At 68.3% G+C, this 14,903-nt stretch carries 15 protein-coding genes; 9 read left to right on the top strand and 6 right to left on the bottom strand.

Translation table 11 applies throughout. The features are described 5' to 3' along the window. Positions 1–60: 60 nt before the first annotated feature. From G3580_RS01240 to G3580_RS01215, 6 genes are all read right to left on the bottom strand, one after another. Positions 61–1,113 (bottom strand): septal ring lytic transglycosylase RlpA family protein, encoded by a 1,053-nt coding sequence (locus tag G3580_RS01240; protein WP_173763537.1) that lies wholly within the window; start codon positions 1,111–1,113, stop codon positions 61–63. Beyond that, on the bottom strand, positions 1,110–2,249 hold the full coding sequence (gene rodA, locus G3580_RS01235) for a rod shape-determining protein RodA (RefSeq protein WP_407670978.1): 1,140 nt from the start codon (positions 2,247–2,249) through the stop codon (positions 1,110–1,112). The genes G3580_RS01240 and rodA overlap by 4 nt, the downstream gene beginning before the upstream one ends. Beyond that, positions 2,249–4,150 carry a penicillin-binding protein 2 gene (gene mrdA / locus G3580_RS01230; protein ID WP_173763536.1) on the bottom strand — a complete coding sequence of 634 codons (1,902 nt, stop codon included), beginning with the start codon at positions 4,148–4,150 and terminating at the stop codon, positions 2,249–2,251. Before mrdA ends, rodA begins: the two co-directional genes overlap by 1 nt. An 82-nt stretch (positions 4,151–4,232) precedes the next feature. Continuing rightward, positions 4,233–4,754: a rod shape-determining protein MreD gene (gene mreD / locus G3580_RS01225; RefSeq protein WP_173763535.1), complete on the bottom strand. Its 522-nt coding sequence runs from the start codon at positions 4,752–4,754 to the stop codon at positions 4,233–4,235. A 3-nt stretch (positions 4,755–4,757) separates the two neighbouring features. Continuing rightward, positions 4,758–5,660, bottom strand: coding sequence for a rod shape-determining protein MreC (gene mreC / locus G3580_RS01220; protein ID WP_173763534.1), 903 nt, complete (start codon positions 5,658–5,660; stop codon positions 4,758–4,760). Between the two features lie 65 nt (positions 5,661–5,725). Next, positions 5,726–6,769, bottom strand: a complete 1,044-nt coding sequence (locus G3580_RS01215; protein WP_173763533.1) for a rod shape-determining protein — start codon at positions 6,767–6,769, stop codon at positions 5,726–5,728. Positions 6,770–7,018: 249 nt separating this feature from the next. Here G3580_RS01215 and gatC point away from each other — a divergent pair, with 249 nt between their 5' ends. The 9 genes from gatC to G3580_RS01170 all read left to right on the top strand — a co-directional run bounded on the left by gatC (position 7,019) and on the right by G3580_RS01170 (position 14,883). Next, on the top strand, positions 7,019–7,306 hold the full coding sequence (gene gatC / locus G3580_RS01210) for an Asp-tRNA(Asn)/Glu-tRNA(Gln) amidotransferase subunit GatC (RefSeq protein ID WP_173763532.1): 288 nt from the start codon (positions 7,019–7,021) through the stop codon (positions 7,304–7,306). A gap of 37 nt (positions 7,307–7,343) precedes the next feature. Then, on the top strand, positions 7,344–8,798 hold the full coding sequence (gene gatA / locus G3580_RS01205) for an Asp-tRNA(Asn)/Glu-tRNA(Gln) amidotransferase subunit GatA (protein WP_173763531.1): 1,455 nt from the start codon (positions 7,344–7,346) through the stop codon (positions 8,796–8,798). Further along, on the top strand, positions 8,795–9,376 hold the full coding sequence (locus tag G3580_RS01200; protein WP_173763530.1) for a hypothetical protein: 582 nt from the start codon (positions 8,795–8,797) through the stop codon (positions 9,374–9,376). Before gatA ends, G3580_RS01200 begins: the two co-directional genes overlap by 4 nt. 60 nt (positions 9,377–9,436) lie before the next feature. After that, complete coding sequence (gatB, locus tag G3580_RS01195) at positions 9,437–10,897, top strand: Asp-tRNA(Asn)/Glu-tRNA(Gln) amidotransferase subunit GatB (protein WP_173763529.1); 1,461 nt, start codon at positions 9,437–9,439, stop codon at positions 10,895–10,897. A gap of 30 nt (positions 10,898–10,927) precedes the next feature. After that, positions 10,928–11,437 (top strand): DUF3617 domain-containing protein, encoded by a 510-nt coding sequence (locus G3580_RS01190; RefSeq protein WP_173763528.1) that lies wholly within the window; start codon positions 10,928–10,930, stop codon positions 11,435–11,437. After that, positions 11,434–11,868: a DUF1499 domain-containing protein gene (locus G3580_RS01185; protein WP_217424573.1), complete on the top strand. Its 435-nt coding sequence runs from the start codon at positions 11,434–11,436 to the stop codon at positions 11,866–11,868. The genes G3580_RS01190 and G3580_RS01185 overlap by 4 nt, the downstream gene beginning before the upstream one ends. 24 nt (positions 11,869–11,892) lie before the next feature. Then, a complete protein-coding gene (locus G3580_RS01180) occupies positions 11,893–12,714 on the top strand; it encodes a class II glutamine amidotransferase (RefSeq protein ID WP_173763527.1) in 822 nt (273 codons plus the stop codon). A gap of 72 nt (positions 12,715–12,786) precedes the next feature. After that, a complete protein-coding gene (locus G3580_RS01175; RefSeq protein ID WP_173763526.1) occupies positions 12,787–13,203 on the top strand; it encodes an HIT family protein in 417 nt (138 codons plus the stop codon). Positions 13,204–13,293: 90 nt separating this feature from the next. Further along, a complete protein-coding gene (locus tag G3580_RS01170) occupies positions 13,294–14,883 on the top strand; it encodes a hypothetical protein (protein ID WP_173763525.1) in 1,590 nt (529 codons plus the stop codon). The last annotated feature ends 20 nt before the right edge of the window (positions 14,884–14,903 follow it).

Genomic DNA, 14,903 nt, shown 5'->3' with positions numbered 1-14,903 from the left:
GGAACCGGCCGAACGATTATAGGCCGCCCCTCCCCCCTGACCAAATTGGCGCGCGTCGGTTCAACGCACCACCACGAAGGGCCTCAGGTCGAGCGCATCGGCGATGCGGCGGGCGGCTTCGCGAGCCGCATCGGCACTCGGATAGGGGCCGGCGCTGAGGCGGTAGCGGTCGGCGTCGGCGTGCACGCCGAGCCGGTCACGCAGCCACCCGAGCTCGCGCCCCACGTAGCCGAGAAAGCCTTCGGCGTTGTCCCGCGTGCGGAAGGCCCCGAGCTGGACATAGACGCCGCGGGGGGCCGCCTCCGGCGTGGTGGCGGCGACGGCCGTCGCCGTGGGTGCGTCGGGCACCGGCGCGCCGTCGAGGATGGCGGCCGGATCCGGCGTCGCGCCCGTGGTCGGCACGGCATCGGCGGCCTGCGCCACCGCTGTCGACGGCGCAGGCGTTGGCGCCGCCGGCGCCTCGACCATGACCGGACGGGCCTCGGCAGGGGCCGGAACCGGCGCGGGCTCATCGCCGGGTCGCACCGTCTCGATGCGCACCCGGGTGCTGCCCTGGCGCAGGTAGCCGAGCTTGTAGGCCGCCGCGTAGGACAGGTCGATGATGCGCGAGGAGTGGAAGGGGCCGCGATCGTTGACCCGCACGATCACCGAGCGGCCGTTCTCCAGATTGGTCACGCGCACGTAGGACGGCAGCGGCAGCGTCTTGTGCGCCGCGCTCATCGCATACATGTCGTAGATCTCGCCATTGGCGGTGCGCTTGCCGTTGAATTTGCGTCCGTACCAGCTCGCGCGCCCTTCCTGGACGAAGGGCTGGCGCGAGGTCATGGGCACGTAGTCCTCCCCGAACACGGAATAGGGGCGGCTGGTGGCCACATGAATGGGTTCGTCGCGTGGCACCGCGTCGGCGATGCGGTCGATGTCCTCGGGCACCTTGGCGCCGGGGCCGTCGTCCTCGTAGTACTTGCCGCCGGACCAGGGCAGATCGGGGTGCCCGGGCGGCGCGCTGCGGGCGGTCTCGCGTGGCGGCGCGCTCGAACAGGCCGCCAGCAGCAGCACGACGGCCGCGAGGCCGACGGCACGAATCGACAGGGGTGAACGGCCTTGCGCGCTCATGTCTGGCTCTGCTGACGCTCCCGATGAATGCTCATGAGCATGCCCACGCCCACGCACAGGGTCACCAGTGCGGTCCCCCCGTAGCTGATGAAAGGCAAGGGCACGCCGACGACGGGGAGAATACCACTGACCATGCCCATGTTCACGAAGGCGTAGGTGAAGAAGATCATGGTGATCGCGCCAGCCAGCAGGCGGGTCCCCAGCGTCGACGCCTGGGCCGCGATGACCAGCCCGCGCAGGATCATGAGCATCAACACCACCAGCAGCACCAGGGCGCCCACGAGTCCGAACTCTTCGGCGAGCACCGCGAAGATGAAGTCGGTGTGCCGTTCGGGGATGAAGGACAGGTGGGTCTGGGTGCCGTTGAGCCAGCCCTTGCCGAACAGCCCGCCCGAGCCGATGGCGATGGTGGACTGGATGATGTGGAAGCCCCGGCCGAGCGGATCGGAGGTGGGGTCGAGCAGGGTGCACACGCGCTGCTTCTGGTACTCGCGCAGGATCTGCCAGTCCATGCCCGGCTGACACAGGGTATCGCCGAAGATCACGATGGCGCCGATGCCGATCACGCCGAGCACGAACACCGGCACCAGCAGGCGCCACGACAGCCCGGCGAAGTAGATCACGTAGAAGCCGGCCGCCGCCACCAGCAGGCTGGTGCCCAGGTCGGGTTGGGTGACGATCAGCCCGACCGGCACCGCCAGCAGCACCGCGGCGACGATGAAATCGCGCAGGCCGATCGCGCCTTCGCGCTGCTGGAAGTACCAGGCCAGCATCAGCGGCATGGCGATCTTCATGAGCTCGGACGGCTGGATGCGGGTCACGCCGATGTGCAACCAACGCTGCGCGCCCTTGGAGACCTCGCCGAACAGGGCCACGCCGATGAGCAGCAGCACCCCGACCAGGTACAGCGGCAGGGCCATGGAGAGCAGCCGCGACGCCGGAATGCGCGCGGTGATCCACATCATCGCCAGGGCCACGCCGGTGTTCAGGAGCTGCGCCTGCATGCGCTCCGGCGACGCGCTCTGCATGAGCATCATGGACGCCGCCAGCAGCACGCTGAGCAGCAGGAACAGGGGCGGATCGATGGGCCGCAGGAAGCCGCGGATCAGCGCCACCGGGTGAATGCGCCACTCCATCAGTCCCCTCCCGCCGGACCGGGGCCGGCGTCCTCGGCGCCGGGCGGGGGCCCCTCCGGCCGCTTGCCGAGCAGATAGTAATCGAGCACCTGGCGCGCGATCGGGGCCGCCGAGCGCGACCCGAAGCCGCCGTTCTCCACCAGCACCGCCATCGCGATCTTCGGATCCTCGGCCGGCGCGTAGGCGATGAACCAGGAGTGGTCGCGCAGGCGCTCGGCCACGTCCCCTTCCTTGTAGCGGCTGCCGCGCAGCGAATAGACCTGCGCCGTGCCGGTCTTGCCGCCGACCGCGTAGGGCGCGCCGGCGAAGGCACGCGCGCCGGTGCCGGTGCGGGTGACGTCCACCATGGCGGCGCGGATGACCGCCAGGTTCTCCGCCTTGAGCGGGAGGCGCCGCACCGGATCAGGCGCCACCTGGGTGCGCGCCCCGGTCACCGGGTCGACGATGTACTGCACCAGGTGCGGGCGGAACATCACCCCGTTGTTGACCAGCGTGGACAGGGCCGTGGCCAGCTGGATCGGGGTGTAGGCGTTGTAGCCCTGGCCGATACCCACCGAGATGGTCTCGCCGCCGTACCAGCGCTGCTGGCCGGGCTTCCGGAATCGCGCCTTCTTCCACGCCGGCGAGGGCAGCACCCCCGAGGCCTCGCCCGGAATGTCGATGCCGGTGGGCTGACCGAAGCCGAAGGGCGCCATGAAATCGGCGATGGCCTCGATGCCCAGGTCGTTGGCGAGCATGTAGTAATAGGTGTTGCAGGACTCGACGATGGACTTGTGCATGTCGACCACGCCATGCCCGCCCGGCTTGTCGTCGAGGAAGCGGTGGCCGCCGAACACGAAATAGCCCGGATCGACGATGGACTGCTCCGGGGTGCGCTTGCCCAGTTCCAGGCCCGCCAGCCCCATGAAGGGCTTGAAGGTGGAGCCCGGCGGATAGGCCGAGTAGATGGCCCGGTTGAGCAGCGGGTGGTCGGGCGAATCGTTGAGCGCCCGCCAGTCGGCCACCGAGATGCCGTCGACGAACAGGTTGGGATCGAAACTGGGCGAGGAGACCAGCGCCAGCACGCCGCCGGTCTTGGGGTTCATCGCCACCAGCGCGCCGCGCCGCCCGGCGAAGGCCTGGGTGGCCACGCGTTGCAGGTCCACGTCCACGGTCAGGATCAGGCTGTGCCCCGGCAGCGCGGTCCGGCGGTCGAGCACCCGCACCGCGCGCCCGCCCACGTCCACCTCCACCTGCTCGGAGCCGGTGTGGCCGTGCAGCAGGCTCTCGTAGCTCTGCTCCAGCCCGCGCTTGCCGATGTGGTCGGTGCCGCGGTAGTTGGCGGTCTCACCCGCCTCCTCGATACGCGCCTCGTCGCGCGTGTTGATGCGCCCCATGTAGCCGATCACATGGCCGAACAGATCGCCATGGGGATACTCGCGGAACAGCCGGGCGCGCACGTCCACCCCGGGAAAGCGGTAGCGCCGGGCAACGAAGCGGGCCACTTCCACATCGGTCAGCCGGGTGCGGATCGGCACGCTCTCGAAGTATTTGCTGGTTTCGCGGAATTTACGGAAGCGGCGCCGATCGTAGTCGTCGATCTGCACGATCTGGCCCAGGGCGTCGATGGTCGCATCCACATCCTCGACCCGGGACGGATTGATCTCTAGGGTGTAGGCAGCGAAGTTGCGCGCCAGCACCTCGCCCTTGCGATCGACGATGGTGCCGCGATTGGGCGGCACCGGCACCACCGCGATGCGGTTGTCCTCGGCGCGGGTGTGGTAGTAGTCGAAGCGCATCACCTGCAGGTAGAAGAAGCGCCCTGCCAGCACGCACAGACACAGGAACATGAACACACCGGCCACCACCACCCGCTGGCGCAGCTGGCCCACTTCCTGGTCGGGCGAACGGAACTCGGTCATCCTCGCCTCACCCCGCCGCCCGAAGGGCCGGCGCAGCCCCCTCGGGGGCAGCGAGCGAGGCGAGCGTGGGGGTCGTCCCACCTCAGATCGGCCGGTTGTCATCGCGCTCTTCGGGCTGGTACTGCGGCAGCAGGAGCACGAAGTGCAGCGGCAGCCACAGTACCGCCGCCGTGAAGCTGCCGGTGAAATACCACCAGCCGGGAAATTCGGCGCCGGCGAGCACCCTCACCAGGACCATGACCAGCTGCACACCGAGCAGCAGGGGCAGGATCTGCACCGACTGCTGGATGGGGCCGAACCACATCACACGGCGCGCGAGCGCGTTGGCGCCGTAGGCGAGCAGCACGTAGGCCAGCGCATGCTGGCCCATGGCCGCGCCATAGGCCACATCCATGAGCAGCCCGAAGATGAAGCCGGTGCCCATGCCCACGTGCAGCGGTTCGCGCACGCACCAGAAGGCCAGCACCAGCGCGAGCCAGTCGGGCACGCCCGGCAGCCGCCCGGTGGGAATGAAGTTCAGCACCAGCGCCACGATCAGCGACAGGTACACGAACCACAGGCGAACCGGCCGGAGAATGCGCTGGGATCGGTTGGTCGGCTGCATGACTTACTCCTTCGCCGCGGGGGCGGCCGCGCCCGGCGTCGTCCCGGCGTCCGCTTCGGTCGCCGGCGGCTGATTCGGCACCGCGCGCCCCAGGATCAGCACCTGTGAGGTCTGACCGACACGCGCGACCGGCTCGCAGGCGATCAGGGCGAAGGCCTGGCGGGTGCGGTCCACGGTCACCACCTTCGCCACCGGGATGCCGGGCAGGAACAGATCGTCGAGGCCGGAGGTCACGAGCAGATCGCCGGGCTGCACGTCGGCATTGGCAAGCAGGTAGCGCAACTCGAGGCGGCCGTCGCCGGCGCCGTAGATGACGCCGCGCTGCCCGGTGCGCTCGATGCGCACCGGCACCGCCTGACCCTTGTCGGTCACCAGGGTCACTTCCGCCTGGATCGGATACACCCGGGTGACCTGGCCGACGACGCCGAGTTCATCGACCACCGCCTGACCGGGCTGCACGTCGTGCTGCGCGCCACGGTCGAGGATCACCTTGCGCGAGAAGGCATCGCGCGCCTCGTAGAGCACATCGGCCGCGATCGAACGCACCGGCGCGCGGTTCGACATCTCCAGCAGCTCGCGCAGACGCGCGTTCTCGCGCTCCAGTTCGGCCTGACGCAGCAGGCGGTCGGCGTCGGCCAGCGCCTTCTTGCGCAGCGACCGGTTCTCGCCCTGGACCTCGACCAGGGTGGAGAAATAGCGCGAGGCGTTGGCGAGAAACTCGACCGGCGCGGCGGCCGCCATTTCGAGCGGATAGAGCACCACGGAGACGGTCTTGCGCACCACGTCCAGATAGCGGTACTGCAGGTCGGCGATGAGCATGCCGAGGCAGATGCAGACGAGCACGAACAGCCGCACCAGCGGTGCGGGGCCACGACGGAAGATCGGAGGGGGCTGATGGCCGACCACGTGGCGACTTCAGGTGTTGCGAACGGAACGGATGCGCCGGCTCCGGCGCATCCAGCGACTCAGGATCACTCGGACGTGAAGATGGAACCGAGCTTGTCCATCTTTTCGAGCGCCATGCCGGAGCCCCGGGCGACGCAAGTGAGCGGCTCGTCGGCCACGATCACCGGCAGGCCGGTCTCTTCCATCAACAGGCGATCCAGGTCGCGCAGCAGCGCGCCGCCGCCGGTGAGCACCATGCCGCGCTCGGCGATGTCGGCGCCCAGCTCGGGCGGGGTCTGCTCCAGCGCGATCTTGACCGCGGAGACGATCTGGTTGAGCGGCTCGTTGAGCGCCTCGAGGATCTCGTTGGAGGAGATGGTGAAGCTGCGCGGGATGCCCTCGGCGAGGTTGCGGCCCTTCACTTCCATCTCCTTGACCTCGGAGCCCGGGAAGGCGGAGCCGATTTCCTTCTTGATGTTCTCGGCGGTGGTATCGCCGATGAGCATGCCGTAGTTGCGGCGGATGTAATTGACGATGGCGTCATCGAACTTGTCGCCACCGACCCGCACGGAACCGGAATACACCATGCCGCCCAGGGAAATCACGCCCACTTCGGTGGTGCCACCACCGATATCGACCACCATGGAACCGGTGGCATCGGCCACCGGCAGGCCGGCACCGATGGCCGCGGCCATGGGCTCTTCAATCAGGTAGACCTGGCTCGCGCCCGCTGCCAGCGCAGCGTCGCGAATGGCGCGACGCTCGACCTGGGTGGAGCCGCAGGGCACGCACACGATGATGCGCGGGCTGGGCGAGAACAGACGCGAGTCGTGCACCTTCTTGATGAACTGCTTGATCATCTGTTCGGTGACGACGAAGTCGGCGATCACGCCGTCTTTCATCGGGCGGATGGCGGTGATGTTGCCCGGCGTCTTGCCCAGCATCTGCTTGGCCGCATGGCCGACGGCCTGGATGGTCTTCTTGGCGTTGGGACCGCCTTCGGTGCGGATCGCGACCACCGACGGCTCGTCCAGCACAATGCCCTTGCCGCGTACGTAGATCAGGGTGTTGGCGGTGCCCAGATCGATGGCTAGGTCATTGGAAAAATAGGAGCGCAAAAATCCGAACATGGAAATCCCGGAGAGTCCTGTGGGTACAGGGCCTGTTCTCATTCATCCGGTGGTCGCGCCCGCGCCTGTCGGTCCCGGAGCGCGACGCGCCGACGCGCGCCGGAGGGCTACCCTCGGCAACCTCCCGCGCCATGCTGCGCTCGCTCGCGGCGTCCACGCGATCCAGCGGATGAATGAGAACAGGCCTTAGGAAGATAAACGATTATGATAACCTACAAACCCTTGTGATTTAAGCAGGTTTATTGCGCCATGTCTCTTTCGCTCGACGAGGTTCGCCACATTGCCCGGCTGGCCCGCATCGAACTGGCCGACGGCGAGGCACAAAGCACTCTCGACAAGCTCAACGACATCTTCGGCCTGATCGAGCAGATGCAGGCGGTCGACACCGACGGCGTCGAACCCATGTCGCATCCCCAGGACGTCGCCCAGCGCCTGCGCGACGACGTCGCCACCGAGACCGATCAGCGCGAGGCCTTCCAGGCCGTCGCCCCGCAGACCGAAGCCGGCCTGTACCTCGTGCCCCAGGTGATCGAATAAGCCTGGCGACCCGCACCACCCGACCGACGCACACACCATGATCCAATCGAGCCTCACCGAGCTGGCCGCTGCCCTGCAGGGCCGGCAGCTCTCCAGTGTCGAACTGACCACGGCCTTCCTCGATCGCATCGACGCGCTCAACCCGCGCCTGAACGCCTTCATCACGGTCGACCGCGAGGGCGCGCTGGCCGCCGCCCGCGCCGCCGACGCGCGCATCGCCGGCGGTGACGCGGGGCCGCTCACCGGCATCCCGGTCGCCCACAAGGACGTGTTCTGCACCCAGGGCGTGCGCACCAGCTGCGGCTCGAAGATGCTCGACAACTTCGTGAGCCCCTACGACGCCCACGTGGTCAGCCAGCTCAAGGCCGCCGGCGCGGTCATGCTCGGCAAGACCAACATGGACGAGTTCGCCATGGGCTCGTCCAACGAAAACACCTATTACGGCCCGACCCGCAACGCCTGGGACCCCGCACGCATCGCCGGCGGCTCCTCGGGCGGCTCGGCCGTGGCCGTGGCCGCGCGCATGGCGCCCATGGCCACCGGCACCGACACCGGCGGCTCGGTGCGCCAGCCGGCGGCCATGAACGGCATCACCGGCATCAAGCCCACCTATGGCGTGGTCAGCCGCTACGGGATGATCGCCTACGCCTCCTCCCTCGACCAGGGCGGCGCCTTCGGCCGCAGCGCCCAGGACTGCGCCCTGCTGCTCACCGCCATGGCGGGCTTCGATCCGCGCGACTCCACCAGCGTGGAGCGCCCGCGCGAGGACTACAGCCGCGATCTGGACAAACCCCTCGCCGGCCTGCGCGTCGGCCTGCCGGTGGAATTCTTCGCCGAGGGCATGAGTGACGACGTGCGCCGTGCCATCGACGCCGCCATCGCGCAGTATCGCGAACTGGGCGCCACCGTCGTCGAGGTGAGCCTGCCCAATGCGCGCCTGGCGATCCCGGCCTACTACGTGATCGCCCCGGCCGAGGCCAGCTCCAACCTGTCGCGCTTCGACGGCGTGCGCTACGGTCACCGTGCCGCCGACTACGGCAGCCTCGAAGAGATGTACGAAAAGAGTCGCGCCGAAGGCTTCGGCGCCGAGGTGAAACGGCGCATCCTGGTGGGCACCTACGTGCTCTCCCATGGCTACTACGACGCCTACTATCTCAAGGCGCAGAAACTGCGCCGCCTGATCGCCGAGGACTTCCGGGCCGCCTTCGCCCAGTGCGACGTGATCGCCGGCCCCACCAGCCCGACGGTGGCCTGGCCGATCGGCGAGAAGAGCGACGATCCGGTGCAGATGTACCTGCAGGACATCTACACCATCGCGGTCAACCTGGCCGGCCTGCCGGGCCTGTCCCTGCCCTGCGGCACGGGCGCCGACGGCCTGCCCGTGGGCCTGCAGCTGATCGGCAACTACTTCGACGAAGCGCGCCTGCTGCAGGCGGCCCATGGCTTCCAGCAAGCCACGGACTGGCATCAGCGCGCGCCGGAGCTGGGGTGATCCCGGCGCCGCGGCTCGCCCGGCGTGCCCTGGTCGCCCTCGCGGCCGGGCTGGCCGCATGCAGCAGCCCGCTGCCGCCGCCTGCCCCCCCGCCCGAACCGGTCGCGACCCCGACACCCGCACCGACACCGGCGCCACCGGTGCTGCGCGAGCTGCCCGCCGCGCCCCTGGCCAAGACGCCCCCGGCCCCGCCCGCACCGCGCGCCGGCCGGCCGACCCGGGCAATGAAGGCGCGGCCGATCACCCTGGCCATGCGCTGCGCCGCCATGGATGAACGCAAGCACACGGTGCAGGCCGATGTGGACGTGCGCCGCGGCACCGTACGCTACCTGCGCGCGCGCCTGGCAGAGCCGAAAGGCAGCTGCGAGTTCGCCCTGCCCGACTTCGACCAGACCAAGACCCTGCCCAGCATCGAGCTGCGGGCGCGCAACGGCTCCGGCTGCGTCCTGCGCATGTGGGAACAGGGTCCGCAGGTGGTGCTCGCCTACCACGGCTGCGAGGCCTACTGCGAGCCGGGCCAGGCCTTTGCCGGCATGCTGCCGGTGCTGTTCGACCGCCGCGTCGGGCGTTGCGATTGAGATGAACCGAGCGCGCCGGCATGCCGCCGGCGCCAGACACGAGACACAGAGCGAAACACCATGAGTCGTCAGGATTGGGAAGTCGTCATCGGGCTGGAGATCCATGCCCAGCTCAACACCGCCTCGAAGATCTTCTCGGGCGCGTCCACGGCCTTCGGTGCCGAACCCAACGCGCAGGCCTGCGCGGTGGACATCGCCCTGCCCGGGGTGCTGCCGGTGCTCAACCGGGGTGCCGTGGAGCGCGCCATCCGCTTCGGCCTGGCCATCGACGCCGAGATCGCCCGAAAGAGCGTGTTCGCGCGTAAGAACTACTTCTACCCCGACCTGCCCAAGGGCTACCAGATCAGTCAGTTCGAGCTGCCGGTGGTCGTCGGCGGCACGGTCACGGTGCAGGTCGGCGAGGGCGAAGCGGCCTACGAGAAAACCGTGCGCCTGACCCGTGCCCACCTGGAAGAGGACGCCGGCAAGAGCCTGCATGAAGACTTCCACGGCATGAGCGGCATCGACCTCAACCGCGCCGGCACGCCCTTGCTGGAGATCGTCTCCGAGCCCGACATGCGCTCCTCGGCCGAGGCGGTGGCCTACGCCCGCGCGCTGCACACCCTGGTGCGCTGGATCGACATCTGCGACGGCAACATGCAGGAAGGCTCGTTCCGTTGCGACGCCAACGTCTCGGTGCGCAAGAAGGGAGCGCCCGAGTTCGGCACCCGCCGCGAGATCAAGAACCTCAACTCCTTCCGCTTCCTGCAGCAGGCCATCGACTACGAGGTGGACTGGCAGATCGAGCACATCGAGGACGGTGGCACCGTGCAGCAGGCCACCGTGCTGTTCGATCCGGACAGTGGCGAGACCCGGGTGATGCGCACCAAGGAAGACGCGCACGACTACCGCTACTTCCCCGACCCCGACCTGCTGCCGCTGGTCATCAGCGAGGCGTGGATCGAGCGCACCCGCGAGGTCATGCCCGAGTTGCCCGCCGCCATGCGCGAGCGCTTCGTGCGCGACTGGGGCCTCACCCCCTACGATGCGGTCACGCTCACCGCCAGTCGCGACCTCGCCACCTACTTCGAGGCCACCGTGGCCGCCGCCGGCGATGCCCTGGCCAAGCCCTGCGCCAACTGGGTGATGGGCGAGCTGGCCAAGCGCCTCAACAAGGAAGAGCGCGACATCGCCGATGCGCCGGTCAAGCCGGCCCAGCTGTCGGCCCTGGTCATGCGCATCGGCGACGGCACCATCTCCAACAACGCCGGCAAGAAGGTGTTCGACGCCCTGTGGAGCGGCACCGGCGCCGAGGTGGACGCCATCATCGAGGCCGAGGGCCTCAAGCAGATGAACGACACCGGCGAGCTCGAACGCATGGTGGACGAGGTGATCGCCGCCAACGCCAAAAATGTCGAGGAATTCAGGGCCGGCAAGGAGAAGGCCCTCAATGCCCTCGTCGGTCAGGTGATGAAGGCCTCCCGTGGCAAGGCCAATCCGGCCCAGGTCAACGAGCTGCTGCGCAACAAACTGGCCGGTTGACGGTCCACTCCGCATTCGGAGGGCTTCACGATGAGACGGATCGCCACCTTTGCTTCGCTGCTGTGCCTGGCCACCGGCGCCCTGGCCGCCGACGATCTGCCGCGTCGCCAGCCCGGTCTGTGGGAACACCGCATGCAGATGAGCACCACCGGCAGCTTCACCCACGCCGTGCAGGTGTGCACCGACGACAAGCTCGACGATCTGGCGCGCCAGCAGGGCGCCTCGTCCTGTAGCAAGCTGTCGATCCGGCGCGACGGGGATCGCGTCCTGATCGACTCGGTGTGCCAGGCCGGCGGCAGCACCGCCACCACGCACGGCAGCTTCAGCGGCGACTTCAGCCAGCATTTCGTCGGCCAGCTGGCCACCACCTTCGCCCCACCGCTGAACGGCATGCAACAGACCACGCTACGCATGGACGCACGCCGCCTCGGCCCCTGCAAACCGGGGCAGAAGCCCGGTGACATGGTCATGATGGGGCTGCCCGGCGGCATCGATCTCAACGAGATGATGAAACACATGCCCGTGATGCCGGGCCGATGATCCGCGCCGGCCTGCTCACCCTCCTGCTGAGCACCACCATGAACGCCTCTGCCTGGACCGGCTGCCGCGGCGAACAGGTCGACCCGGCGACCACCCTGCTGCCCTGCACCGAGCGCCCCAACTGCGTGTCTACCGACCACCCCGACCCGGAGCGCCGGCTGCCCCTGGCCGACGACGTCGCGCTCGCACAGCTGCGCGCCGCCATCCTCAGCGAACCGCGCAGCGACATCGTCGCCGAAGGCCCGCACTGGCTCATCGCCCATTTCCGTTCCCGCGTCTTCGGCTTCGTGGACGAAGCCCATTTCATCTTCCGCGCCGACGGCCGTCTGGCCATGCGCAGCGGCGCCTGCAGCGGCTATTACGACTTCGGTGTCAATCGCCGCCGCCTCGAGCGCCTGCTTGCCAAGGCGCGGCAAAACGCCGAGGATTGAACCACGTCCTGACGGAGCGCGCCCATGTGCCAGCTGCTGGGGATGAACTGCAACACCCCCACCGATATCTGCTTCTCCTTCACCGGTTTCCAGGCCCGCGGCGGCCTGACCGACCACCATCGTGACGGCTGGGGCATCGCCTTCTTCGAGGGCGCCGGCTGCCGGGTGTTTCTGGACCCCCGCCCCAGTGCCGATTCACCGGTCGCCGAACTGGTGCGCCAGTACCCGATCCGCTCGCTCAACGTGATCGCGCACATCCGCAAGGCCACCCACGGCCGGGTGGCGCTGGAGAACACCCACCCATTCATGCGCGAGCTGTGGGGTGAATACTGGCTGTTCGCCCACAACGGTGATCTGAAGGACTACGCGCCCGCGCTCAGCGGCCGCTTCCTGCCGGTGGGCAACACCGACTCGGAACGGGCCTTCTGCCATATCCTCGACACCCTGGCGCGGCACCACCCGGCAAACGCCCCGTCGATCGAGACCATGCACGCGCTGTTGCGCACGCTGGCCACCGACATCGGCGCCCACGGCGAATTCAACTTCCTGCTCTCCAACGGCCGCGCCCTGTTCGCCCACTGCGCCTCGCGGCTGTGCTACATCGTGCGTCAGGCGCCGTTTGCCGACGCGCACCTGACCGACCAGGACGTGAGCGTGGACTTCAGCCAGCTCACGACCCCGGCGGACCGGGTCGCGGTGGTCGCCACCACCGCGCTGACCGACAACGAACGCTGGACGCCGATCACCGCGGGCTCGCTGCTGACCTTCGTGGACGGCGAGCCACGGGATTTCGGCGACGGTACGACGCGCGCTTTCGTCAAGGACACGATTCCTCCCGCGGTGTGACGTGGATTCACGATAACCACCCCGATTTCGGCGCATACTGGTGAGCGTTGATTTCCGCGACGACCGTCGATCATGACCTGTCCCCTGTGCCACCCCGAGGGCGAAAACATCCTCTGGCAGGATGCGCTGTGCCGCATCATCCGCGTCGCCGACGACGACAACGCCGGCTACTGCCGCGTCATCTGGACCGGCCACGTGGCGGAGATGACCGATCTGGAGGCGGCCGAGCGCGAACACCTGATGCGCCGGGTATATGCGGTCGAAGGGGCGCTGCGCGAGTGCTTCAGTCCGGCCAAGATCAATCTGGCCAGCCTTGGCAACATGGTCCCCCACCTGCACTGGCACGTCATCGCCCGCTTCGAGGACGACGCCCGCTTCCCGGATCCCGTGTGGGCGCCGCCGAAACGGAGCGGCGCGCCGCAACCGGACGTGGACGACGACACCCTGTGCCGCGCGCTGGCGCAATGGCTCGGCCGAATGGATGATTGATTCGACATGCGGGGCACGTCATCATTTATGGCAACAATAACCGTCGTCGCGCGCTGACACCGCTGCGGACCGCCCAGACGAAAAGACACCATGAACTACTACGATCCCAATGTCGCGCTCGACCTCATCCGCCAGATCAACCCGGTCAGCGTCTCCGAAAGCCATCAGACGCTCGCGCGCATCGTCACCGAGATGCACGACAAGCCGCCGGCTGCGGATCGTCATTTCGAAGTCCTCGAAGCGGCGCGCACCTCCATCGCCTTCGTCCAGGAGGCCCTGGCACGACGTTACGCCGACCACCCGCTCCCGCCCGAGAGCGAGGAAGAGACCACGCTGCGCCGGGTGGTCAAGCTGTGGCGCGATCTGGCCAACTCCTACGCCCTGATCGCGCAGCGGGATGCCGCCCAGCAAAGTCTCGGCGCGCAGCGCGCGACCCTGATGCAGCGACGCCTGCACTATGCCGGACTCACGCTGCTGGAATACTTTCGTGCCCACCGCGCCGTGCCTGCCGGCCTGTGGCTGGACTTCCACGCCGGCTATTCAGTGGCGGAACAGCAGGGCGTGGCACGCACCCGGGTGGCCGATCCACTCAACGAGGTGTGGAAAGCACAAAGCAGCGTCGAAGCCTACGTCGCGGTGCTGCTGGTCGATCTGGCCAACCCCTTCGGCCGCAGCCAACGTGAATTCGACTGGGTGTGCCGCTGGGCCCAGCGTTTTGCCCCCTACTGCGCCCTGCACCTGCCCCAGGATGGCGAGAAACCCGGCACCTATGCCCTCGATCTGAGCCGCGACCACGGCCTGCGGCCGCTGGCCACGCTGCAGGCGTCCCCCCATCTGCGCCGCTTCGACGGCACCCGGCTGGCCGGACAGATCCAGGCGGTGCTGACCCAGTTCAAGCAGGGCGTCACCCCCAGCTCACTCGGTCTCGGCGACGACTGCACCACCGAATCCGGCGGCCGGCTGCTGCTCTCGCTCTACCGCCCCTGGGGGCTGGCGTCGGCGGGCAGGCGATACACCCGTCGCAGCTCGCATGGCCGTCTGGAGCTTTGCGCGGACTGGGAGTCCATCGGCTTCTTCGTCCTCGGCAAACCCTTCGAATCACCGCGCCAGTCGATCTTCAATCCGGTGCAGACGGATATCGCCATGCTGACCTTCGGCGCCCGCGCTGACGAAGTCCCGCAAGAAGAGGACATGAAGCGCATCGCCATCGAGCGCGGCTACATTCCGCAAATGTGGGACATCGTCGATCAGTCGGTCGGCGGCTTCCGGCTGCAGTGTCAGCCACGGGGGCAGCGCCTGGAGCATCACCAGCTGGTCGGCATTCGCCCCCCCGATGGCGAGCACTATCTGCTCGCCCACATCAGCTGGCTCATGTACCGCCCCGACGGCATCATGGAACTGGGCGTGCACACCCTGCCCGGACTCCCCGAGGGTGTGGCGGTCCGCCTCGTCGGCCTGCACAGCAACACCCGCGACCCCTTCAAGCTCGGCTTCCTGCTGCCGGCGGTACCGGCCCTCAAGGCAGCACCGAGTCTGATCGTGCCGGGCGGCTGGTATCAGGCGCAGCGCATCGTGGAACTGAAGGTCGGCGACAAGGTCATGCAGGCGCGCCTGACCAAGCTCGCCACCCGCGGCAGCAACTTCGATCGCGTGGAATTCACCACCATCGGACCGGCCTGAACGGCCGGCGCAGGCATCCT

The sequence above is a fragment of the Nitrogeniibacter mangrovi genome, assembly GCF_010983895.1.
GTDB lineage: Bacteria > Pseudomonadota > Gammaproteobacteria > Burkholderiales > Rhodocyclaceae > Nitrogeniibacter > Nitrogeniibacter mangrovi.
This window is presented reverse-complemented; position numbering and strand designations above follow the sequence as displayed.

Excerpts from the sequence above, each read along its gene's own strand:
- G3580_RS01240 (WP_173763537.1), bottom strand. The coding sequence starts at position 1,113 with ATGAGCGCGCAAGGCCGTTCACCCCTGTCGATTCGTGCCGTCGGCCTC.
- rodA (WP_407670978.1), bottom strand. The coding sequence starts at position 2,249 with ATGGAGTGGCGCATTCACCCGGTGGCGCTGATCCGCGGCTTCCTGCGG.
- mrdA (WP_173763536.1), bottom strand. The coding sequence starts at position 4,150 with ATGACCGAGTTCCGTTCGCCCGACCAGGAAGTGGGCCAGCTGCGCCAG.
- mreD (WP_173763535.1), bottom strand. The coding sequence starts at position 4,754 with ATGCAGCCGACCAACCGATCCCAGCGCATTCTCCGGCCGGTTCGCCTG.
- G3580_RS01215 (WP_173763533.1), bottom strand. The coding sequence starts at position 6,769 with ATGTTCGGATTTTTGCGCTCCTATTTTTCCAATGACCTAGCCATCGAT.
- gatC (WP_173763532.1), top strand. The coding sequence starts at position 7,019 with ATGTCTCTTTCGCTCGACGAGGTTCGCCACATTGCCCGGCTGGCCCGC.
- gatA (WP_173763531.1), top strand. The coding sequence starts at position 7,344 with ATGATCCAATCGAGCCTCACCGAGCTGGCCGCTGCCCTGCAGGGCCGG.
- gatB (WP_173763529.1), top strand. The coding sequence starts at position 9,437 with ATGAGTCGTCAGGATTGGGAAGTCGTCATCGGGCTGGAGATCCATGCC.
- G3580_RS01190 (WP_173763528.1), top strand. The coding sequence starts at position 10,928 with ATGAGACGGATCGCCACCTTTGCTTCGCTGCTGTGCCTGGCCACCGGC.
- G3580_RS01185 (WP_217424573.1), top strand. The coding sequence starts at position 11,434 with ATGATCCGCGCCGGCCTGCTCACCCTCCTGCTGAGCACCACCATGAAC.
- G3580_RS01180 (WP_173763527.1), top strand. The coding sequence starts at position 11,893 with ATGTGCCAGCTGCTGGGGATGAACTGCAACACCCCCACCGATATCTGC.
- G3580_RS01175 (WP_173763526.1), top strand. The coding sequence starts at position 12,787 with ATGACCTGTCCCCTGTGCCACCCCGAGGGCGAAAACATCCTCTGGCAG.
- G3580_RS01170 (WP_173763525.1), top strand. The coding sequence starts at position 13,294 with ATGAACTACTACGATCCCAATGTCGCGCTCGACCTCATCCGCCAGATC.